Annotated in this window: 19 protein-coding genes and 1 tRNA gene; 12 read left to right on the forward strand and 8 right to left on the reverse strand. The window is 68.7% G+C overall.

The genetic code is table 11. The features are described 5' to 3' along the window. Window positions 1-24: 24 nt before the first annotated feature. The 4 genes from GP2_RS02110 to GP2_RS02125 are packed head-to-tail and all read left to right on the forward strand — an operon-like array spanning window position 25 to window position 3,585. Window positions 25-558: an FMN-binding protein gene (locus tag GP2_RS02110; protein WP_040526264.1), complete on the forward strand. Its 534-nt coding sequence runs from the start codon at window positions 25-27 to the stop codon at window positions 556-558. Window positions 559-584: 26 nt separating this feature from the next. Continuing rightward, on the forward strand, window positions 585-1,454 hold the full coding sequence (locus tag GP2_RS02115) for an FAD:protein FMN transferase (protein ID WP_006898808.1): 870 nt from the start codon (window positions 585-587) through the stop codon (window positions 1,452-1,454). Next, entirely contained in the window at window positions 1,451-3,037 is a 1,587-nt protein-coding gene (locus GP2_RS02120; protein WP_006898809.1) for a ferredoxin reductase domain-containing protein, read from the forward strand. The genes GP2_RS02115 and GP2_RS02120 overlap by 4 nt, the downstream gene beginning before the upstream one ends. Further along, window positions 3,037-3,585 carry a hypothetical protein gene (locus GP2_RS02125; protein ID WP_006898810.1) on the forward strand — a complete coding sequence of 183 codons (549 nt, stop codon included), beginning with the start codon at window positions 3,037-3,039 and terminating at the stop codon, window positions 3,583-3,585. Before GP2_RS02120 ends, GP2_RS02125 begins: the two co-directional genes overlap by 1 nt. A 125-nt stretch (window positions 3,586-3,710) precedes the next feature. Here the strand turns inward: GP2_RS02125 and GP2_RS02130 are convergent, their stop codons facing one another. Then, a complete protein-coding gene (locus tag GP2_RS02130) occupies window positions 3,711-4,598 on the reverse strand; it encodes a proline dehydrogenase family protein (RefSeq protein WP_083900175.1) in 888 nt (295 codons plus the stop codon). 61 nt (window positions 4,599-4,659) lie between these two features. Then, the gene (pruA, locus tag GP2_RS02135; protein ID WP_006898812.1) at window positions 4,660-6,306 is read right to left on the reverse strand and encodes an L-glutamate gamma-semialdehyde dehydrogenase; all 1,647 of its coding nucleotides are present in this window, start codon (window positions 6,304-6,306) and stop codon (window positions 4,660-4,662) included. A 74-nt stretch (window positions 6,307-6,380) separates the two neighbouring features. Between pruA and GP2_RS02140 the strand changes: the two genes are divergently transcribed. Next, entirely contained in the window at window positions 6,381-7,988 is a 1,608-nt protein-coding gene (locus GP2_RS02140) for a PucR family transcriptional regulator (RefSeq protein WP_006898813.1), read from the forward strand. A 70-nt stretch (window positions 7,989-8,058) separates the two neighbouring features. On the opposite strand, the gene GP2_RS02145 is transcribed toward GP2_RS02140, so the two are convergent. Both GP2_RS02145 and GP2_RS02150 read right to left on the reverse strand, forming a co-directional pair. Next, window positions 8,059-10,230: a glutamine synthetase III family protein gene (locus GP2_RS02145; protein ID WP_040526238.1), complete on the reverse strand. Its 2,172-nt coding sequence runs from the start codon at window positions 10,228-10,230 to the stop codon at window positions 8,059-8,061. A 137-nt stretch (window positions 10,231-10,367) separates the two neighbouring features. Then, a complete protein-coding gene (locus GP2_RS02150) occupies window positions 10,368-11,276 on the reverse strand; it encodes a LysR family transcriptional regulator (RefSeq protein WP_373278918.1) in 909 nt (302 codons plus the stop codon). Window positions 11,277-11,410: 134 nt separating this feature from the next. Here GP2_RS02150 and GP2_RS02155 point away from each other — a divergent pair, with 134 nt between their 5' ends. Next, the gene (locus GP2_RS02155) at window positions 11,411-12,187 is read left to right on the forward strand and encodes an SDR family oxidoreductase (RefSeq protein ID WP_006898816.1); all 777 of its coding nucleotides are present in this window, start codon (window positions 11,411-11,413) and stop codon (window positions 12,185-12,187) included. 26 nt (window positions 12,188-12,213) lie between these two features. Continuing rightward, a complete protein-coding gene (locus tag GP2_RS02160) occupies window positions 12,214-12,534 on the forward strand; it encodes a nuclear transport factor 2 family protein (RefSeq protein WP_006898817.1) in 321 nt (106 codons plus the stop codon). Between the two features lie 62 nt (window positions 12,535-12,596). Here the strand turns inward: GP2_RS02160 and GP2_RS02165 are convergent, their stop codons facing one another. Then, a complete protein-coding gene (locus tag GP2_RS02165) occupies window positions 12,597-13,982 on the reverse strand; it encodes an MFS transporter (RefSeq protein WP_006898818.1) in 1,386 nt (461 codons plus the stop codon). 149 nt (window positions 13,983-14,131) lie between these two features. On the opposite strand from GP2_RS02165, the gene GP2_RS02170 reads away from it, so the two are divergent. Then, window positions 14,132-14,575: an SRPBCC family protein gene (locus tag GP2_RS02170; RefSeq protein ID WP_006898819.1), complete on the forward strand. Its 444-nt coding sequence runs from the start codon at window positions 14,132-14,134 to the stop codon at window positions 14,573-14,575. A gap of 65 nt (window positions 14,576-14,640) precedes the next feature. Here GP2_RS02170 and GP2_RS02175 read toward each other — a convergent pair whose 3' ends face one another. After that, window positions 14,641-15,333 (reverse strand): TetR/AcrR family transcriptional regulator, encoded by a 693-nt coding sequence (locus GP2_RS02175; protein ID WP_006898820.1) that lies wholly within the window; start codon window positions 15,331-15,333, stop codon window positions 14,641-14,643. A 176-nt stretch (window positions 15,334-15,509) separates the two neighbouring features. Here GP2_RS02175 and GP2_RS02180 point away from each other — a divergent pair, with 176 nt between their 5' ends. After that, window positions 15,510-16,733: an oxygenase MpaB family protein gene (locus GP2_RS02180; protein WP_006898821.1), complete on the forward strand. Its 1,224-nt coding sequence runs from the start codon at window positions 15,510-15,512 to the stop codon at window positions 16,731-16,733. Between the two features lie 27 nt (window positions 16,734-16,760). Here the strand turns inward: GP2_RS02180 and GP2_RS02185 are convergent, their stop codons facing one another. Continuing rightward, window positions 16,761-17,978 (reverse strand): acyltransferase, encoded by a 1,218-nt coding sequence (locus tag GP2_RS02185; protein ID WP_083900176.1) that lies wholly within the window; start codon window positions 17,976-17,978, stop codon window positions 16,761-16,763. A 674-nt stretch (window positions 17,979-18,652) separates the two neighbouring features. Between GP2_RS02185 and GP2_RS02190 the strand changes: the two genes are divergently transcribed. Further along, window positions 18,653-18,725 (forward strand) — tRNA-Arg (locus GP2_RS02190). A gap of 35 nt (window positions 18,726-18,760) precedes the next feature. On the opposite strand, the gene GP2_RS02195 is transcribed toward GP2_RS02190, so the two are convergent. Then, window positions 18,761-19,720: a GlxA family transcriptional regulator gene (locus GP2_RS02195; protein WP_006898824.1), complete on the reverse strand. Its 960-nt coding sequence runs from the start codon at window positions 19,718-19,720 to the stop codon at window positions 18,761-18,763. 82 nt (window positions 19,721-19,802) lie between these two features. On the opposite strand from GP2_RS02195, the gene GP2_RS02200 reads away from it, so the two are divergent. Both GP2_RS02200 and GP2_RS02205 read left to right on the forward strand, forming a co-directional pair. Further along, window positions 19,803-20,018: a hypothetical protein gene (locus GP2_RS02200; protein ID WP_006898825.1), complete on the forward strand. Its 216-nt coding sequence runs from the start codon at window positions 19,803-19,805 to the stop codon at window positions 20,016-20,018. A gap of 45 nt (window positions 20,019-20,063) precedes the next feature. Beyond that, window positions 20,064-20,873, forward strand: a complete 810-nt coding sequence (locus tag GP2_RS02205; RefSeq protein WP_040526241.1) for an SDR family oxidoreductase — start codon at window positions 20,064-20,066, stop codon at window positions 20,871-20,873. The last annotated feature ends 2 nt before the right edge of the window (window positions 20,874-20,875 follow it).

Raw genomic sequence — 20,875 nt, forward strand, 5'->3', positions numbered from 1 at the left:
CAGGTCATCGGGGACAATGGGTCGATGACCCGTGATTCGAGCATCGATCCCGATCTGTCCGGTGCGGCCGAGGTGTCCGGTGACGCCGCGCGTGCCGAGTCGGCCCGCTCCGGCCGTGCGGTGCTGACCCGAACCGGCGGCGTGGTCGCCGCGATGGCGGCGGTCGGCCTCGTCGCCGGTGCGTGTTCGTCCGACGACTCGTCGTCCTCGGCCACCTCGGCCACGTCCCATCCGGCCGGACACGACGCCTCGCACGACGTCCACTACAAGGACGGCGAATACACCGCGGAGGGCGGCTACATCTCGCCCGGAGGCCCGCAGAAGGTGGGCGTCACCGTCACCCTGTCGAACAACGTCATCAAGTCGGTGTCGGTCGACACCAGGCAGACCAAGGGCCCGTCGCTGAAGTACCAGGGCAAGTTCGCCGGCGGCATCGCGGACGTGGTGGTGGGCAAGAACATCGACGACATCGACGTGCACAAGGTGTCGGGATCGTCGCTCACCTCGGGCGGCTTCAACGAGGCGATCGGGAAGATCAAGCGGGAGGCGGCCGGCTGAGTCCCGGCTCGAGGAATCCCCTCCCCGTGCACGACTGGGTCTTCGAGGCGATCGGCACCCGATGGACGATCACGACCCCGGCGCCACTGGCGGCGCCCGTGGTCGCGGCGGTGGGTGCCGAGATCGAGCGGATCGATCGTGCGTGGTCGAGGTTTCGCGACGACTCCGCCGTCGCCGAGATGGCCCGTGCCGGCGGCAGCCACCGGGTGGAGGCCACCGACCAGCCGCTGCTCGATTGGTATCGGAGGCTGTACGACCTGACCGGCGGCGCGGTGACCCCGCTCGTCGGCGGGACCCTCGCCGCAGCCGGTTACGACGCCGACTATGCGCTGCGCCCCGCGGAATCCGTTCCGTCGGTCCCCGCCTGGGACGACGTGATCGCCGGTCACGACGGCGTTCTGGAGTTGCGACGGCCCGCGCTGATCGACGTCGGCGCGGCGGGCAAGGGGTTCGCGGTCGACCGGGTCGCCGGCATCGTCGCGGACGCCGTCGACGAGTACATCGTCGACGCGGGCGGGGACATGGTCATATCGGCGCGGCAGCAGCCGGTCCGGATCGCACTCGAGCACCCGCTCGACCCGGCCAAGGCGATCGGGGTCGTGACCCTCGACGGCGGAGCGATCTGCGCCTCGGCGTCGAACCGGCGGGCGTGGGCGGATTGGCATCACATCGTCGACCCCCGGACCGCCTCGCCGGCGTGGGAGGTGCTGGCCACCTGGGTGATCGCGCCGTCGGCGATGGAGGCCGACGGCCTGGCCACCGCACTGTTCCTCACCCCGGCGGCCCGGCTGCGCGGACATTTCGACCATCACGCCGACGGGTTCCACCACGTCACCTTCCGCCGCAACGGGAGCGTCGAGCACACGGCGGTCCCGGGATTGGAGTTGTTCCTGTGAAGTCGGTACTCGTGCGTCTGGAAGCGCCGGTCGATGCGGCGCGGCGGTTGCTGACCCCGTACCGCGCGGTGCTGTGCGGTCTCGTCGTGCTGGCGGTGGCGGCGTTCGTGGTCTCCGCGGTCGACGCCGAGTTCGGTTACCGGCCCGCCGATCTCGCGGTGTGGCTGGTCGTCGCGGTGGTCGCGGGCTTCGTCTCCAGCTACGCGATCGCCGCGGTCCTGCGGGTGCCGCCGAACTCGGATTCGTGGCTCATCACCGCTCTGATCCTGTTCTTCGTGTTGCCCGGCGGTTCGGAGGACACCGCGGTGGCGACGGTCGCGACCGGCGCGGTGATCGCGTCGGCGTCGAAATACCTGGTCGCCTGGCGGCGACGGCTGATCGTCAACCCGGCGGTCGCCGGCGCCGTGGGATGCTATGCCCTGGCCTACGCCGGGGTGGGGCAGGTCGACTTCCCGTTCTGGTGGGTGGCCGCCGAACCGATGCTGATGCCGATGATCGTCGTCGGCGCCCTCGTGGTGACGCTGATCCGCGACTGGCAGCTGGTGACTGTCTTCGTCGTCGCCTCGCTGGTGACCATCGGGGTCGTCGAACTGGTCCGCGGCGGACAGGATCTCAGGACCTGGATCGTGTCGAGCCCGATGTTGTTCGTCGCGGCGATCATGCTGCCCGAGCCGCTCACATCGCCGGCGACCCGACTGCACCGCCTGATCTACGCCGCGCTCGTCGGCGTCCTGATGCACTGCCAGCACACCGTCGAGGTGACCGATTCCTACACCCTGGCCTTCGTGCCGGAGGTCGCGCTGCTGGTCGGGTGCTCGTACGCCTTCGTCGTCCGCCTGGCGACGCGCACCGCCCGGCGCGTGCGTCTGGACGTGACCGCCGAACCGCTCGCCGAGAACACGTATGCGCTGCAGGGTGAACCCGCGGGCGGCGCACCGGCCTTCCGTGCGGGACAGTGGTCGAGCGTGAGCGTGCCGCGCTGGCGGGCTCCGGTGTGGGTCGGGTCCCGGCGGGTCTTCTCGTTCGTGTCCGTGCCGAAGGGGACGCCGGTCGAGTTCGGTTTCACGGTCTCCGGGGAGCCCTCGGCGTTCAAGGCGGCGCTCCTCGACGGCCGCGCGCGGCGCGTGTGGGTCGACGAGATCGGCGGGGATTTCGTCCTGCCGCGCGGATTCCCGTCGACCGTGCAGGTGGTGCTCCTCGCGTCGGGGATCGGGATCACCCCGTTCGTGTCGATGGTGCGGTCGCTCGCCGGCGCGGATCTGTCGCGACTGACCCTGGTGCACGTGCTGCGGTCGCCGCAACGAGCGGTCTACGAGGCCGAACTCGAGCAGGCGCGTTCGGCCGGCGCGCAGGTGGTGACGGTCGTCGGGCCCGAGCTCGCCGACGGCATCGACGATCCGGGCCGCCTGGCCGAGCTCGTCGGCCCACACGGGGCGGGCGACCGAGGAGAGGAACCCGTCCACTACTACGTCTCGGGTGCCCCGGCGTTCGTCGAGCGCACCACGGCGACCGTCCGCCGATTCGACGCGGCGACACGGTTGCGGCCGTGGCGGATTCACACCGACTCGTTCGCGGGGTACTGATGTCCCGCCGATACCCCTGTGAGATCGTCACCTTCGTGGTGTCGCCGGCTCACGCGTACTTCGGGCGGCCCAAGGACGGACCTGCCGACGAGGTCGAGACCCACAGCCCGCGAACGGTGGAGGTCGTCGCCGACAAGGGGATTCGCGGCGACAGGTTCTTCGGCGTGCGAGCCCACACCGAGGCCGCGGTCTCCTTCTTGGCGCTCGAGGCCTGGACGGCTGCGGCCGGTGACGCCGATCCGGTGCTCGCCCGACGCAACATCCTGGTGCGAGGCCTCGAACTGGACCCGCTACGGGGACGGGAGTTCTCGCTCGACACCGGCTCCGGACCCGTCCGGTTCCGCGGCGGTCGGCCCGCGCACCCGTGCGCGTGGATGGACACCGTCGCGGGCGAGGGGGTTCGCAAGGCGCTGATCGGACGCGGCGGCCTGCGTGCGCAACCGCTCACGTCCGGGACGTTGAGCGTCGGACCCGCGACCCTCCTCGCCGACGTCGAGCTGGATCCCGCCCGCGCCGCCGACCCGGTTCGGCGTCCGCAGCCGTTGTAGGACAACCGAACTCCCGTCGCACGCCATCTGACCGGCTTCGTTGCCGCTGATTCGATCCGATGAGCGGAAGGGCAACGGTCCAGGCGGGGTCCAGGCGGTGGTGCCCGCGGCCGACGGATGGCGCATCACCCGGCCAGCGCCCGCAGGAAGAACCCCACGTTGGCCGGTCGTTCGGCCAGCCGCCGCACGAAGTAGCCGTACCACTCGGTGCCGTAGGGGATGTACACCCGCACTCGGGCCCCGGACCGGGCCAGCCGACGCTGTTCGTCGGTGCGGATGCCGTAGAGCATCTGGTGCTCCCAGCCGTCCGGTGCGCGGTCGAATTCGTCGGCCAGCACGGATGCGGCCTCGATCATCGTCGGATCGTGGCTCGCGACCATCGGATATCCGTCGCCCTTCATCAGGATCCGAAGGCACCGTAGGTACGACTCGTCGACGAGGCGCCGATCAGGGTAGGCGACCGACGGCGGTTCGGCGTAGGCGCCCTTGCACAGCCGGATGCGCGCTCCGGAGGCGGCGAACTCCGCGCAATCGTCCTCGGTCCGACGCAGATACGCCTGCAGGACGGTTCCGACGTCAGGGAAGTCGCGACGCAGCGACCGCACGATGGCGAGCCGTTCGTCGACGGTGGTGTGGTCCTCGGCGTCGACGGTGACCAGCGCGCCGACCCGACGGGCGGCCGCGGTGATGGTCCGTGCGTTCTCCTCGGCGATCTTCGACCCGTGCTCGGGCAGGCGCAGCCCGAGCGCGGTCAGCTTGAGCGATACCTCGAGCGAACCGGGCGGGCGATCGCCGAGCGTCGGCATCGCCTCCAGCAGCGTGACGTACGCGGCGACCGCCGCCTCGGCGCGCGCCTCGTCGGTGGTGTCCTCGCCGAGGTGGTCCACCGTGACCGACAGGCCGTCGTCGAGTTCGCGCCGCATCGCGGCGAGCACGTCGTCGAGCGTCTCGCCCGCCACGAACCGCCGGACCACCCTCTCGGTGGCCGCCCACCGCTGCGACATCTGTTTCATCCGGTCGCTGCGGGCGGCAGCGAGAATCCCCGGCCGGAGCAGCGTGTCGAAGGCGCCCACGTCAGATCCCCGTGAGGTCGGTGCCCATGTGCGGATAGCGCCAGCTCGTCGGCGGGGTGAACGTCTCCTTGATCGTGCGCGTCGACGTCCAGCGCAGCAGGTTCTGCTTTGACCCGGCCTTGTCGTTCGTGCCCGACGCGCGGCCGCCGCCGAACGGCTGCTGTCCGACGACGGCGCCCGTGGGCTTGTCGTTGATGTAGAAGTTGCCCGCCGCGTTGCGCAACCGGTCGGAGGCGAGCGCGACCGCGGCGACGTCGGTGGCGAAGACCGCTCCGGTGAGGGCGTAGCCCGCGGTCGAGTCGACCAGTCCGAGAACGGATTCGTAGTCGGAGTCGTCGTAGACGTACACCGACAGGATCGGGCCGAAGTACTCGACGGAGAACGCCTCGTCGGTCGGGTCGTCGGCCAGCAGGACGGTGGGCTGCACGAACCATCCGACCGAGTCGTCGACCTGGCCTCCGACCGCGACGGTGATCCGCGGCGACGACTTGGCCCGCCGCAGCGCCGTGATCTGCTTGTCGAAGGCCTTCTGGCCGATCAGCGCGCCGCCGAAGTTCGACAGGTCGCGCACGTCGCCGTAGGTGATCTGCGTCGTCTCGCTCAGGAGGTCGTCGCCCATCTTCTCCCACATGGACCGGGCGATGTAGGCGCGGGAGGCCGCCGAACATTTCTGACCCTGGTACTCGAACGCGCCGCGGATCAACGCGGTCCGCAACGCGGCGGGATCGGCCGACGGGTGCGCGACGATGAAGTCCTTGCCGCCGGTCTCGCCGACGAGGCGCGGGTAGTTGCGGTAGCGGTCGATGTTGGCGCCGACCTGCCGCCACAGGTATTTGAACGTCGTCGTCGACCCGGTGAAGTGGATGCCGGCCAGGTTCTCGTCCGCGAGAACCACATCCGAGACGGCTTTGCCGTCGCCGTGGACCAGGTTGATCACCCCGGGCGGCAGGCCGGCGGCCTCGAGCAGCGCCATCGTGTACTGCGCCGAATATGCCTGGGCGGGAGACGGTTTCCAGACCACCGTGTTGCCCATCAGCATGGGCGCGGTCGGCAGGTTCGCGGCGATGGCCGTGAAGTTGAAGGGCGTCACGGCGTACACGAAGCCGTCGAGCGGCCGGTACTCGAGGCGATTCCACACGCCCGGGGACGACATCGGCTGCTCGGCGAGGATCTCCCGGGCGAAGTGGACGTTGAACCGCCAGAAGTCGGCGAGCTCGCACGGCGCGTCGATCTCGGCCTGCTGCACCGACTTCGACTGCCCGAGCATGGTCGCCGCGGCGATCCGTTCGCGCCACGGACCGCACAACAGCTCCGCCGCGCGCAGGAGCACGGCGGCGCGGTCGTCGAAACCCGTGTGCGCCCAGTCGTCGGCGGCGGCCATCGCGGCGTCGACCGCGGCCCGCGCGTCGTCGTGCGTGGCGTTGGTGATGAAGCCGAGCACCTCGCGGTGTGCGTGCGGCTGGACGACGTCGATGTGCTCGCCGTGCCCGAGCCGCAGTCGTCCGCCGATGATGTGCGGCAGCTCGCGTTTACCCCTTTCGGACTGGGTGGTGAGCTCGTTGAGAAGCCGGGTGCGCTCCGGCGAACCGGGTGCATAGCTGTGGACCGGCTCGTTGGCCGGCCGCGGGGGAGAGGTGATGGCGTCCATATCGAGAGTTCACCTGAGGTCGCCTTCTGTCGATATGGCCGATCGGCAAAGCCGTACTCCGTAGAATTGTCCATATGGACAAATCGTCGGGGGTGGCGCTCGGACGACTCGTCCTGGCGCTCGACCGGACCGTCGCGACCCTGGTCACCGCACCCCGAGGACTCGACGTCCCGGTGCGGTCGGTGGCGCTGATCGACGCCGACGACGTCCGGTTCGGTCTCGACCACGCCGCGCGCACCGCCGATGTCCACCTCCTGGTCGGGCTCTCCGACGAGGAGAGCGCGGTCCTGCTGGGCGGCCTCGGCAGCCATCGCCCGGTGGCCGTACTCGGCAAGGCTCCGTCGGAACTGCTGACCGAGGTCGCCGCCCGTCTCGGGACCGCCGTCGTCGGGATAGATCGCCACGCCCGTTGGGAACGCGTCTACAATCTCGTCGCCCACGTCCTCGACGCCGCGCGCGCCGACGCGGCCGCCGGCGAGTCCATGGAGTCGGGGGCGACGGGCGACCTGTTCGAACTCGCCGCCGAGCTCGCGCGCCGGACCAACGGCCTGGTCAGCATCGAGGACGAGCGATCCCACGTGCTCGCCTACAGCTCCGCCGGAGACGAGGCCGACGAGCTGCGGCGCCTGTCGATCCTCGGGCGGGAGGGTCCACCCGACATGCTCGCGTGGCTGCGGCAGTGGGGTGTGATGGACGCGCTGCGCACGTCGAGCGGTGTGGTGGCGGTGTCCGAGCGTGCGGACCTCGGCCTGCGTCCACGGCGTGCCGCCGCCATCCGTGCGCCCGGGAGCGGGGAGTTCCTGGGCGTCGTGTGGCTGCAACAGGCCGCCCGACCGTTCGCGCCCGACACCGACGAGGTGCTCGTCGGCGCCGCGGCGGTCGCGGCCCGCGTGATCGCCCGCCGCCGAACGGCGGGAACCGGGCACGACGAACTCGTCCGGCGACTCCTCGGTGCGCGTGGCGAGGTCATCGACGTCGACGACCTCGCAGCGCAGTTGCACCTGAGGACGACGGAACCGGTGACGGTCGTCGGTTTCGCCGGCCGGAGCAACCCGGACGGACCGCCGGCGCCACTGGCCGCCGACCGCAGCCGCCTGTCGGCACTCACGCTGCATGCCAGCGCATTCAGCCCGTCGTCGGTGACGGCGACGATCGGGGACCGCGCCTACGCCGTGCTCCCCGGGGTGGCCGGGGAGGCGGCGACGGATTGGGCACGGGTCTCGGTCGACGCCACGGCCCGCCAGTTCGACGCCCGCATCCGGGCCGTGGTGGCCGGCCCGGACGTGCTCGCGTCGGTGCCGCGCCTACGCGCGCAGATCGACCGCGTCCTCGACGCCGCCACCCTGGAAGGGGAGCTGATCGACGAGGTCACGACCGTCGCCGCCTCCCGCACCGGCGTGCTGCTCGGCGAGATCGTGGCGCTGCTCGCCGACAACCCCGACCTCGTCGATCCGCGCGTGACCGAACTCGCCGATCTCGACGAGCGGACCGGCAGCGGGTTCACCGCCTCGCTGCGCGCCTATCTCGACCGGTTCGGCGACGTCCGGGCGGCGGCCGACGACCTGCACGTCCACCCGAACACGTTGCGCTACCGCATCCGTCGCATCGAGACCCTCACCGGTATGGACCTCGCCGATCCGGCCACCCGGCTCGTCGTGGCGTTGTCGTTGCGGGTGCGGTAGCCGCCGACACAGCACTGTGCCCGCCGGAGTGGATCCGACGGGCACAGTGGTCCCTGTCCGACGCCGCTGGTCAGAGAATCGTGAGCATCTCGTTGTAGGTGGGCAGCGGCCACAGGTCGTCGGCAACGATGCCCTCGAGCGTGTCGGCGACCTCGCGCACCGCCGACATCGCCGGGATCAGCACGTCGCGAGCGTACTTCGATTCCTCGTAGGTGCTCTCGCCGTGCATCTCGGCGATCCCGGCGTCGAGGGTCGCGATCGCCTCCTGGAACTTCCCGATGAGTGCCGTGAGGTCCTCGAGAAGCGGTGTGGGGGCGTCGATCCCGGCCATCTTGAGCGATGCGGCGGTCCCGGCGAGCTCGCCCTGGTAGCGGATCGCGGCGGGCATGATGAGCGTCTTGGCGATCTCCGAGGTCTCCTTGGCCTCGACGAGCAGCGTCAACGCGTAGTACTCGAAGATCACGTCCTCGCGGGCCTCGAGTTCGCGCTTGGACAGGACGCCGTACTTCTCGAAGATCTCCACGACCTCCGGCGAGGTGTACTCGACCACCGCGTCGACGGTGGTGCGCAGGTTCTTCAGTCCGCGGGCGGCGGCCTCGTGCTGCCATTCGTCGGAGTAGCCGTTGCCGTTGAAGATCACCGCACCGTGGTCGATCACGATCTGCTGCAGCACCTTCTGCACGGCGTCGTTGAGGTCGACGCCGGCGTCGAGCAGCTTCTCGAGTTCGCTGGAGATGTGGTCGAGCGAGTCGGCCAGGATGGTGTTGATCGCGACCATCGGATCCGAGATGGACTGGTTGGATCCCGGTGCGCGGTACTCGAATCGGTTGCCGGTGAACGCGAACGGGCTGGTGCGGTTGCGATCACCCGGATCGGCCTTGAGCGGCGGCAGGGTGTCGACCCCGAGCTCGATGACGCCGGCGGCCTTCGACCCGGTCGCGCCGCCCTTCGCGATCTGCTCGAAGACGTCCATCAACTGTTCGCCGAGGAAGATCGAGATGATCGCCGGCGGTGCCTCGTTGGCGCCGAGTCGGTGATCGTTCGACGCCGATGCGACGGCTGCGCGCAACAGCCCGCCGTACCTGTGGACGGCACGGATGATGGCGCCGCAGAAGGTCAGGAACTGCATGTTCTCGTGCGGCGTGTCACCGGGGTTGAGCAGGTTGCCCTGGTTGGCGTTGCCCAGCGAGAAGTTCACGTGCTTGCCCGAGCCGTTGACGCCGGAGAACGGCTTCTCGTGCAGCAGGCACTTCATCCCGTACCGCTCGGCGACGTTCTTCATCGTCGTCATCATCAACTGCTGGTGGTCGTGCGCGAGGACCGAACGCTCGAAGACCGGGGCGATCTCGAACTGACCCGGGGCGACCTCGTTGTGGCGTGTCTTGGCCGGGATGCCCTGTTTGAACAGCTCGCGATCGAGCTCGATCATGAACGACAGCACGCGATCCGGGATGGCGCCGAAGTAGTGGTCGTCGAACTCCTGGCCCTTCGACGGCGGTGCGCCGAAGAGGGTGCGGTTGGAGGTCATCAGGTCGGGTCGGGCGTAGAAGAAGTGCTCGTCGATGAGGAAGTACTCCTGCTCGGCGCCGGCGTAGGAGACGACTGTGTCGACATCGTCGTGGCCGAAGAGCTTGAGCAGCCGCATCGCCTGCTTGCTCATCGCCTGCTGGCTGCGCAGCAGCGGGGTCTTCATGTCGAGCGCCTCACCGGTCCAGGAGATGAAGATGGTGGGGATGCACAGGGTGTTGCCGTTCGGGTTCTCGAGGATGTACGCGGGGCTGGTCACGTCCCAGCCGGTGTAGCCGCGGGCCTCGAAGGTGCCGCGCAGGCCGCCGTTGGGGAAGCTCGACGCGTCCGGCTCACCCTGCAGCAGGGTCTTGCCGGCGAACTCGGCCATCGACGTCCCGCTGGAATCGGGTTCCAGGAACGAGTCGTGCTTCTCGGCGGTGAGGCCGGTGAGCGGATAGAAGACGTGTGCGTAGTGGGTGGCGCCCTTCTCGATCGCCCAGTCCTTCATCGCGACCGCGACGTAGTCGGCGAGAGTGGGGTCGAGCGGGCAGCCGGTGTCGATGGTCGCCGCGACCGCCTTGAAGACGTGCCTCGGAAGGCGCTTCTTCATCTCCGACAGACCGAAGACGTTGCGGCCGAACGTGTCTGCCAGAGGTTCGGTGAAGCCGGGGGCCGATACCTCGTAGGAGGTCACGGCCTCGATGGCCTGACGGCGGGACATGCTGCCACTCATGGTTGCTCCTGGTGTTTCACGCCGACCTCCGGTTCCGGTGGGTGCGACGACGACGCTGGGGTGCCGCGGTTGCGAGCGCCTCGACGCTATGAGCTGGGTGTATGCCCGCCGTTGCCCCTGTGTGACGTGGAGGAAAACTACGGTCTCGCGCGCGATGCGGGGCCGGCTCCCGGCCGCGTCCCGGAGCCCCTGGCCCAGTCCGAGTCCGGTCGGCCGCGCACGATCGCGTCTCGAACCGGTGAGTGGGTGTATGGCAACCACAGCGCTTGCACCGGGGCCAGTGGCGGATCGTCGAACGAGACGACGCGAACCGACCCACCGTGCAGGTCACCCGGAGGGTCGGTGACGAACGCGCAGGCTTCGGGGAATCGCGCAACTGCCGTGGCAGGCGGTGTGCCCTGGACCGGATTCACGATCAGAGTTGGTTCGAAACCGCCACGGCGGCAAAACGATACGAGAAAGTCTGTGTAGAAGGACCGTCGCTCGGGTGCCCACACGACAATGGGCGTATCGATGAGGTCGAGAACCGAGACGGAATTGCGGTGCGCGAGGGGATGGTCGGCGACGACCGCGATTCTCAACTCGTGGTAGGCGAACACGGCCGAGACGAGATTCGCCGACGACTCGACGCCGCGACGGAGCGCGACGTCGATCTCGTTGGCGAACAACAGATCACGGAGCTGACCAGGGAAGACCTGCCGCGCTGTGATCGGCTGATGCGGCATCAGATCGATCGCGGGCGTGATGAGACGGTAGACCTCGTCGCCGGAGATGGCGGGCGAGTGCCCCACGACGAAGGGTTTGCTTTCGCCTTTCGCCGTCTCACGCACCTGGGTGAGTAGCGCGTGATTGCCCGCGAGCAGTGACTTGGCGCCGGAAAAGAGCGCGTTGCCGGCATCGGTCAGGTGGAGTTTGCGGCGGCGCCGGTCGAAGAGCGGAACGCCGACGTCGCGCTCGAGCTGGCGTATCGACGCGGACAAGGCCTGTTGTGTGAGGAACAGTCGAGCCGCGGCCGCGGACAACGTATCAGATTCGACCGCCACCACGAACTGATGGAGACGGCGGGTGTCGAGGAGTTCGGTCTCAGGAAGGGGCATGCATGTCCTTATACAAGTCGTGTTTGTGTTAGCACCATAAAACATCGATTGATCTTTGTGTTTGTTCCGCAAAGACTGGGTGCATGACCACACAGGAGAAATCAGCAGAAATCACCCGACTCGACGGGAAGGGTGCGCTCGTGGCCGGCGGCGCAAAGAACCTGGGGAGGCTGGTTGCGCTCGATCTCGCGCGTCGGGGAGCCGATGTGTTGATTCATTACAACAGTGACGCGACGAAGGCTGCTGCCGACGACACCGTCGCCGAGATCCGGGCCATGGGTGGGCAGGCCGCCGCCCACCAGGCAGATCTCACGACTGCGTCTGCGGTCACCGATCTCTTCGACGCCGCAACCGCTGCGTTCGGTCGTCTCGACATCGCGGTCAACACCGTGGGCAAGGTCCTCCGCAAGCCGATCCTCGAGACGACCGAGGCGGACTACGACGTGATGTTCGACGTCAATGCGAAGGCCGCGTACTTCTTCATCAAGGAGGCAGGCGCGCATCTCGAGCGGGGTGGCAAGGTGATCACCATCGTGACGAGCCTGCTCGCCGCGTACACGGACGGTTACTCCACCTACGCGGGTGGCAAGAGTCCGGTCGAACACTTCAACCGCGCGGCGTCGAAGGAATTCGCCGACCGCGGAATATCGGTCAATGCGATCGGCCCCGGTCCGATGGACACGCCGTTCTTCTATCCACAGGAAACCCCCGAGCGTGTCGAGTTCCACAAGTCGCAGGCCATGGGCGGACAGTTGACCAAGATCGAGGACATCGCACCGATCGTCACGTTCCTGTGCACCGAGGGTTGGTGGATCACAGGTCAGACCCTGTTCGCCAACGGCGGCTACACCACACGCTGATTTCATTGCGACGCAAGGAGATGAAGATGGTCGATGTGCCCACACCTGTGCAGCGACTGCTCGATGCCGTCAACAGCGGTGACACGGACGCCTTTCTGGATGCGTTCGCCGTCAACGGTCGTGTTGACGACTGGGGCCGAGTGTTCAGTGGTCGTGACGAGATCCGGCGCTGGAGCGATGCGGAGCTGATCGGCAAGCGCGCGACGCTTGCGCCGCTCGGTGCGGTCGGTGATTCCGAATCGGTCACCCTGACCGCGACAGTGGGCGGCGACGGTTTCAACGGTCCGTCCACATTCACCTTCGCCATCGAGGGCGATCTGGTGACGGGCATGACCATCCGCGAATGAGTCCGCGTCCTACCGCAACAAGGCCTCCTCGTTGCGGTAGGACGCGCGGATTCACCGATGTCTCAGTCCGCGGACGGTCCTGCGGGCCGTACCGACCGCATCGCGATCCCCACGCCGAGCACGGCGAGCCCGGCGAACCCGAAGCACAGCAACCGGGTCGACGACGCCGGATCGGAGCCGAGACTGACGAGCAGGCCGGCGACCGCCGTGCCCACGGTGTTGGCGACCATCTGCACCGAGTTCACCCCGGCCGACGCGCGGGCGGCCTCGGCCTGATCGGTGGTGATGCCCATGGCGGCCGTCGCGACGTGGGGGAACGCCATGCCTATCCCGGTCCCGGCGAGGACGAGGCATGCATACCAACCGAAGACGGCTGCTGCCCCGGACAGCGGTTGCAGCACGCCGTAGCCGCTCAGGCCGACGGCCAGCAACCCGGGGCCGGCAACCCGCGCCGCCGACGCCGCACGACCGTGCGCCCAGGTGCTGCTGGTGATCTGCGCGATCGTCCACCCCGACGACAGCGCCGCGGGCAACAGACCGGCGGCGAACGGCGACAGCCCGCCGACCTGTTGGCCGAACAGTGGGAGGAACGCCTCGGTGGTGGACCCGATGGCCAGGACCGCGACGGACAGATAGATCCACTTGAGCGGGTTGCCGCGGGTGTAGGCGAGGCGGGGGAGCAGGCCCGTGTCCCCACGACGGTCGACGGCGACGAAACCGGTCATCGCGGCGGCGGCGAGCACGCCCAGCAGCACGATCACCGTCGTCGAAGCCGCCACCGACGCCACCGAGACGGCGGCCGCGACCACCGTCACCGCCGCGAGCGACGCCCACGGCAGCGGATGCCGGTCGCCGGACCCGCGACCCCGGGGCAGGGCCCGCGCGGCCAGGACGGCGATCGCGGCGGTGAGCGCCGCGAGGAACCAGAACGATCCCCGCCACAGTCCGAGTTCGGCGAACATGCCGCCGAGCGCCGGTCCCACCAGGTTGCCGACGCCCCACATCGCCGAGATCAGCGCGACCGCACGGGACCAGATGCGTCGCGGCAGCGCGATCTGCACGACCGCGAAGGCCAACCCGGTCAGCAGGCCGCCGCCGAGGCCCTGGACGAGGCGTCCGGCGAGCAGGATTCCCATGGTCGGGGTGAGCGCGCAGATCACCGAGCCGACGGCGAACGCGCTGAACCCGATCAGGTAGGCGCCGCGCGCGCCGAACTGGGCCAGCGAGCGGGTCACCAGCATCGACGAGACGACCGAGGCGATGAGGAAGACGGTGACGACCCAGGCGTAGAACTCCTCGCCGCCGATGTCGGCGACGGTGCTCGGCAACGACGCGGAGGTCAGGAAGGTGTTGATCGCGAAGACGAGGATGCCGCCGGCAAAGACGGAGACCGCGGCCCGGTGCTTGCGGGCGAGTAGCTCGGACCATCCGCCCGTTGTCGTCGACATCGTCTGAAGGGATATCCGACCCGCAGCCGGACTGGCAAATCGCCGTCGTGTCGGACGGGACCTCGGCCGCGTCGAGGACATAGTCTCTAATCTCTCGGACACCGACCCGGACGAGCCGGGTCACCGACACTGCAGGAACGGGGACCAGCGTGGGAGTGGTAAGCCACCAGGTGAAGGTCGATGCGCCGCGTGAGCGCGTCTTCGAGTACGTCGACGGCTATCAGAACGTCCCGGAGTATCTCTTCGGGGTGAAGCGGTTCACCCCGACCACGGAGCAGACCCAGGGACTGGGCTCGACCTTCGAGGTCGCGATCGACGTCGGCCCCAAGACGCTCAAGAGCGTCGTCAAGTGCACCCAGTACATCCCCAACGAACTGATCGAACTCAGGGCCGTCGAGGGGTTCAGCGCCAACTCCACGTGGAAGTTCGCCGACGCCGAGGACGGCGGCACCGAGATGACCGTGGCATTCGACTTCAAGCTGCCCGGCGGCATCGCGGGCAAGCTGCTCGGCGGTCTCATCGGCCCGTTCGCCGACCAGGCCGTCAAGCACAGCGAGGAGACGATCGCGAAGAAGTTCGCCGATCACGGCTGACGGTCACCACCGACTCAGCACATCGAGCCGGGGTCGTCGTCCGCGACGGCCCCGGCTCGTTCGTCTCAGTGGCGCGGTTCGAGCATCGGGACCAGGAACCGGCGCGCGATGTCGGCCAGTTGCGCGTCGTCGGTGATGTCGACGACGCGGCTCGGGACGGTGAGGAACGACGCCGAGATCCGCACGAACATCTCGGCGACGAGTTCGGCGTCGAGGTCCGCGGAGATGTTGCCCGCCGCCTGTTCCCGGCGGAGCTGGGCCGCGACGAACTGCTGCACCACCGACAGCAGGAGTCCGTCGTCGCCGATCATCGACTCGATCAGCATGCTCGACTCGGTGTGCGCCATGCCGCTGATGAGCGGGTTTCCCGCGAAGGCGCGCAGCGAGCCGACGAATCCGAGCACCACGCGGTCGGCGGCGGTCCTCGCCTTCGGGATGTCGGCCCGGAACTGGTCGAAATAGCGCCGGAACTCGCGTAGCACCACCTCGTCGACCAGGGCGTCCTTGGTCGCGAACTTGCGGTAGAGGGTCACGCGGGTCACGCCTGCGGCCTTGGCGACCTTCTCCATCGCCGTGCGCTGGATGCCGAATCTGCAGAAGAGGTCGTAGGCGGCGTCGAGCAGACGCTCGGCGGTCGGGTCGTTCTCCGCGGCGGTCGGGGTCATCGACCCCAGGAACGCCCGCTGGATCACCGAGCTCGACGACGATCCGTGCGGCGGCTTCACGGTGCCGGTCAGCTCGGCGGCGTTGGATGTCATCAGACGAGTCCCTCCTGCGTCTCCGGCGATCCTCCGCCCGGATCAACAATCCCGAATTATCTCGATTCCGGTGTGCCCTCGGTCACACGATGGTACGTAAGGATACAAGGTTACGCAGATTGTCACATTGATACATCGCCGAGGGATGCGCCTCGACGAGGATGGGGACGGGGACGATGGAAGCACTCAACAGGCGCAAGCTGCTGAAGGCGGGCGGGATGGTCGGTGCGGCCGGAGCCGTTGCCGCGGTCGCCCCGGCGACGCCGTGGACCTGGTCGCCGGCGAACTCGTTGCCGGGGCGTGGAACGGGCGCCGACCCGAGGCAGGTCTGGGACGACGAGGCCGACCCGGTGATCGCGAAGGTCATCGAGAGCGGACAGGCCCCGCATGTGAACAGACTCCTGCGCACCTGGCACAAGAACTCGCAGCCCCTGCCCGCCGGACTGCCGAAGGAACTGCGGGACTTCATGGAACACGCACGGCAGCTGCCGCCGTGGACCGACCGGGCGAAGCTCGCCACCGCAGTGAAGTTCAACCAGAAGCGCGGCACCTACCTCGGCGTCATCTACGGCTTCGCCAGCGGCATGATGAGCACGCTCATCCCCCGCGAGGCGCGGTCGGTCTACTACTCGAAGGGCGGCTGGGACCTCAAGGACCGCATCACCAAGACAGCGAAACTCGGCTACGACATCGGCTCGCTCAACGCGTATCAGCCCGGCGGCGAGATGATCGTGACCTGCCTGAAGACCCGGATGGCGCACGCCGGCGTCCGGTATCTGCTGCCGCAGTCGCCCCACTGGGTGCATTCCGCCGACGAGTCGGTGCCGATCAGTCAGGCCGACATCATGGTCACGTGGCACAGCCTGCCGACGACGGTGATGCGGAACTTCCGCACGTGGAAGGTGCCGATCGCACCCGACGAGTCGGAGGGCTTCCTGCACTCGTGGCAGGTCACCGCCCACATGCTGGGCGTGAAGGACGAGTACATCCCCAACTCCTGGGCCACCGCGGAATCGCAGGCCAAGCAGGTGCTCGACCCGATCCTGCAGCCCACCCCCGAGGGGCGCAAGCTCGCGAACATGCTGCTCGACCTCGGCATGAATCTCGACCTCACGCTGCTGTCCCGCGGCGTGCTGGGCGCGTTGACGCGATTCGTGCTGGGCGATCAGTCGGCCGATTGGCTGCAGATCCCGCGCGAGCCCGTCTGGAGCCCACTGCTCGAGACGGCGTGGACGCCGTACGTGCTCGTGCGCGAGGGCCTGCTCGACCTCGGCATGCCGCGCGAGGCCTACTGGGCGATCGACGAGTTCCTGAGGCAGTTCGTCCTCTGGTATGTGTCCGAGCTGCGGATGCCGATCAACATCGAGATCCCGGTGATGAACAACCCGAAGTACAAGTGACCCGGCTGAGGCGCCCGGCGCCGGCTGTCAGTTCCGGGCGGCCGCCACGGGGGCCTCGGTCGGTGTCTTCTGGTCGTCGGTCTTGCGGCCGTCGTCCTTGGTGCGGCGCCCGAGGCGCAGCGGGATGCGGGGCCGGGCCGTCAGGTACTTGCTGAACGGCAGGCGCAGCAAGAGCTCGACGAGCAGCAGCGACAGGGTCAGGACCACGACGACGAGGATCACCGAACGCAGGGTGGCCGAGTTCGGGAACCACTCGAACAGTCCGCTGAGGAAGCCGACGCGCCCGAGGACGTCGAGGATCAGCGGGTGCACGGCGAACACGCCGAACGCGCGCAGGGTCGCCTTGGCGACCACGTTCGCCGCGGCCGGCCGGCCGGACGCGCGGCGGTCGTCCCAGAGCAGGCCGATCAGCCAGAGCAGGACGAAGCCGGCGACGTACCAGGGCAGGCTGGCCGGGTTCCAGGCCGTGTTGGCCTTCCACGGCACGTTGCCCGGGGAGGTCGCGAGCAGGTAGGCGGCCGAGGTGAACGCCGCAGCGCCCACGGCGACCAGGAAGACCGCCGCCATGTGGTCGCGCAGCCACTTGTCGACGGCCTGCTGATGCTGCGCGGCGAGCACGCCCATCGCGATGAACAGCGCGTACATCGGCAGCGTCTTCCACAGGTGCTGGTAGGTGACGTCCCAGAATTGTCCGGAGGGCCGGGGGAGGTACTGGTACACCACGAACATCGCGACCTGGATGACCGCGCCGATGGAGAGAAGCGTCCACGGGTGGTTGCGGCCGCGCTCGAAGATCCACGAGATGAGCGGGAAGAACAGGTAGATCTGCATCGAGATCAGCAGGAAGTACAGCTGGTACTTGCCCTCGCCGACGAGCAGATCGTGGGCGAGCTGGGGGAACAGCTCGTTCATCGGCGGGAACGGGTTGTCCCGGATGATGACGTGATCGGTGATCGTGTAGATCACGGTCCAAGCCAGGTACGGCCAGATCACCAGGCCGAATCGGCGGCGCCAGAACTGCACCGGGGACATGTCCCGGCCCTGGGTGCTGAGGACAAGTACGTACAGGGTCACCGCGACGAAGCCGTAGCGGGTGAGATGGCACAGCGTGCCGATCAGGTTCGCGGCGCGCACCTCGTCGGGGCCGCCGTTGATGGCGTTGACGCTGTGGGCGACGACGACGAAGGCGAACAGCGCGACACGGACGAAGTCTGCGGTGTGCGCGCGGGAGCGGGCCTTCTTGATCGCCGCAGCGTCGACGGCACCCTGTCGGGCGGAGTCACGGCGTGTGGCCTCGTCGCTCCGGTCTGCGTCGGAAGTCGCGGTGGCGGCGGAGCCCGCGTCCGGTGTGCCGGTTGCGGGGGAGGGGTCGGTCTCGGCGGTGGCGGGCGCGGTTTCGGCGACGGAGGTCGAAGAGACCTCGGACGTCGAGACGTCGTCGCCGGCGGTGCGCGCCGAGCTCGCTGCGTGCACCAAGAAAGAACCCTCCCCGGTTGACCAAACTGTTACCGATACGAAGTGTACGGACCGATTCCGGCAACGGCCTCGTCGCCGAGGGCTGTGCGGCGGTCCCGGAACGCAGCCGTGATCGCCCGGTTCCGTGTCGCCGACCACTGTACCCAGCGTCGTAGGCGGCGGCACCCGGACGGCGTCCGCGCAGGTCAAGGGGTATCTGGACGTACGCCGCGCGTGCGCGCCGCCGACCCGTGGAACCGGTGCGCGAGGCTGTCGCGCGCGATCGCCGGAGCGAGACCCATCTCACGCGCGATCTGCTTGCCGCCACTGTCGGGCGTACGCGCCTCGTCGCTGTGCCGGTACTCGGTGACGCGGCGGTGGGCGTAAACGGAAGTGACGGGTGGGTGCGGTGTGCACCCGGGTTGCTGCCGTAGACTCTCCGGTGCCGCCCGCGCGGGCGCGACGCCTTCGTAGCTCAGGGGATAGAGCAACCCTCTCCTAAAGGGTAGGTCGTAGGTTCGAATCCTACCGAGGGCACCGAACCGGCCTTGACCTGAGACTTTTCCGCTCCACTAGTGGCGTGGCGACCGGGCGAACCGTCTCCGGTACACGAGGGGCGAGACCCCGACGGACGCCGCGAAGTGATGTCGCAGCAGCGTCGCCGACGCGAACCCGACGAGGCGCGCCACCTCCTCGACCGGTGCATCGGTCGATTCGAGCAGCTCCTTGGCGGCGAGCACCCGTTGTTCGGTCAGCCATCGCCGCGGTGACACCCCGACCTCGTCGACGAATCGCCGGGCGAACGTCCTGCTCGACATGTGCATGCGTTCGGCCATGGCGTCGACGGTGACGTCGCGGTCGAGATGTTCGAGCAGCCAGCCGAGCAGCTCGCCGAACCCCTCGTCGGAGCAAGCGGGCATCGGCATGTCGACGAACTGGCGCTGGCCGCCGTCGCGGTGCGGCGACACCACCATCCGCCGGGCGATGCGGTTGGCCACGCTCGCTCCCCACGCCTCGCGGACCAGGTGCAGCGACGCGTCGATGCCGGCGGCGGTGCCCGCGCTGGTGGTCACCGGTCCGTCGTCGACGAACAGGACGTCGGTGTCGACCTGCGCCTTCGGGAACTGCCGGGCGAGTTCCTCGCCGTAGCGCCAGTGGGTGGTGCAGCGGCGGCCGTCGAGGAGTCCGGCCGCACCCGCGACGAACGCCCCGGAGCACACGGTCAGGACACGCCCGCCGTTGTCGACGACCGCACGCACGGTGTCGAGGATCTCCTCGGGGTAGTTGCCGTCGGTCTTGCCGCCCGGGATCGCGACGAGGTCGACGTCGCGGCACTCGTCGAGTGTGTGGGACACCTGCACGGAGATGCCGCGACCCACGGTGAGCGGTTGCGACGGTTCGGGCGCAGCCACGCGGAAGTCGAACACCGGGACGCCGTCGTCGGAGCGGTCGAGGCCGAACACCTCGTAGACGACGCCGAACTCGAAGAGCGCGACGTTGCCGTGGAGGAGGACGCCGACGGATTTCAGCATCCCGCCAGTATGGCAGAAGATTTGCGCATATTGACGTTCATGCCACTGTTGGCGAAATTCCTGCGGGCGGAAAATTGCTGCCATGATCATCGCAGCCCTCGTCCTCGCCGCCGCCGTCCTCGTCGCCGTGATCGGACTCGTCGTCCTGACCCGTCGGACCCCGCCCGGCCGCCGCACGCCTCTCCAGCGCCTCGTCGACTGGTGGACGCGCGATCCCCGGCTGCCCTACGGTCCCGACACCGACCGTGTCGCAGCGGAATTGAGCATTCTCACCCGTCGCCACGACCGACTCGTCTGACGCGGGTCCGGTGTGCCCGCCGAGGGCTGCGCTACGGTAGCGGGCGTGAGCTCACAGACCGTTCTCGTCACCGGCGCGACCAGCGGCATCGGCGCCGAGGTCGCCCGTCAGTTCGTCGCCCGCGGGCACCGCGTCTTCGGCACCACCCGCAACCCCGACACCGTGCGCGACCCGATCCCGGGCGTCACCTATGTCCGCCTCGACAACGCCGACTACGACTCGGCCACCGCGTGTGCCGAGACCGTCGGGGCCGTCGACATCCTCGTCAACAACGCCGGCGAGTCGCAGGCCGGCGCCCTCGAGGACACGTCGATGCAGGCGATCGAGGATCTGTTCCGCGTCAACGTCTTCGGGCCGATCGCCCTCACGAAGGCGGTGCTGCCCGGGATGCGGGAGCGGCGTCGCGGAACCGTCGTCATGGTCGGGTCGATGCTGTCGAGCTTCCCGGTCGCATTCCGCTCCAACTACGCGGCCACCAAGTCGGCGCTGAAGGCCTTCGCCTTCGCGACCCGGCGTGAGGTGGCGCCGTACGGGATCCGCATGATCGCGGTCGAGCCGGGGACCATCGCGACCGGTATCGGCGACCGGCGCAGCATCCACATCGGCGAGAACTCGCCCTACCGTGCCGAGTACGAGACCCTGGCCGCGGCGACGCGTCGCAACGAGGACGCCGGCATCAGTGCCGAGTCGATGGCCCGACAGATCGTCGACGCCGCGCTCGCCGACCACCCGAAACCCTTCTATGCCCGGGGCAACAACGCCCCGCTGGTCTTCCTGCTGCGTCGCCTCGCGCCGCGTCAGCTCGTCCTGGACATGACCGCGCGCAAGCACGGCCTGCCGAAGGTGAAGATCTGACC

Source organism: Gordonia paraffinivorans NBRC 108238 (genome assembly GCF_000344155.1).
Classification (GTDB): Bacteria; Actinomycetota; Actinomycetes; order Mycobacteriales; family Mycobacteriaceae; genus Gordonia; species Gordonia paraffinivorans.

Bases quoted from the DNA above. Each gene is read 5' to 3' on its own strand.
- GP2_RS02145 (WP_040526238.1), bottom strand. From the start codon at position 10,230: ATGAGTGGCAGCATGTCCCGCCGTCAGGCCATCGAGGCCGTGACCTCC.
- GP2_RS02175 (WP_006898820.1), bottom strand. From the start codon at position 15,333: ATGACATCCAACGCCGCCGAGCTGACCGGCACCGTGAAGCCGCCGCAC.
- GP2_RS02160 (WP_006898817.1), top strand. From the start codon at position 12,214: ATGGTCGATGTGCCCACACCTGTGCAGCGACTGCTCGATGCCGTCAAC.
- GP2_RS02125 (WP_006898810.1), top strand. From the start codon at position 3,037: ATGTCCCGCCGATACCCCTGTGAGATCGTCACCTTCGTGGTGTCGCCG.
- GP2_RS02110 (WP_040526264.1), top strand. From the start codon at position 25: ATGACCCGTGATTCGAGCATCGATCCCGATCTGTCCGGTGCGGCCGAG.
- GP2_RS02180 (WP_006898821.1), top strand. From the start codon at position 15,510: ATGGAAGCACTCAACAGGCGCAAGCTGCTGAAGGCGGGCGGGATGGTC.
- GP2_RS02195 (WP_006898824.1), bottom strand. From the start codon at position 19,720: ATGCTGAAATCCGTCGGCGTCCTCCTCCACGGCAACGTCGCGCTCTTC.
- GP2_RS02130 (WP_083900175.1), bottom strand. From the start codon at position 4,598: ATGAAACAGATGTCGCAGCGGTGGGCGGCCACCGAGAGGGTGGTCCGG.
- GP2_RS02165 (WP_006898818.1), bottom strand. From the start codon at position 13,982: ATGTCGACGACAACGGGCGGATGGTCCGAGCTACTCGCCCGCAAGCAC.
- GP2_RS02200 (WP_006898825.1), top strand. From the start codon at position 19,803: ATGATCATCGCAGCCCTCGTCCTCGCCGCCGCCGTCCTCGTCGCCGTG.
- GP2_RS02140 (WP_006898813.1), top strand. From the start codon at position 6,381: ATGGACAAATCGTCGGGGGTGGCGCTCGGACGACTCGTCCTGGCGCTC.
- GP2_RS02155 (WP_006898816.1), top strand. From the start codon at position 11,411: ATGACCACACAGGAGAAATCAGCAGAAATCACCCGACTCGACGGGAAG.
- pruA (WP_006898812.1), bottom strand. From the start codon at position 6,306: ATGGACGCCATCACCTCTCCCCCGCGGCCGGCCAACGAGCCGGTCCAC.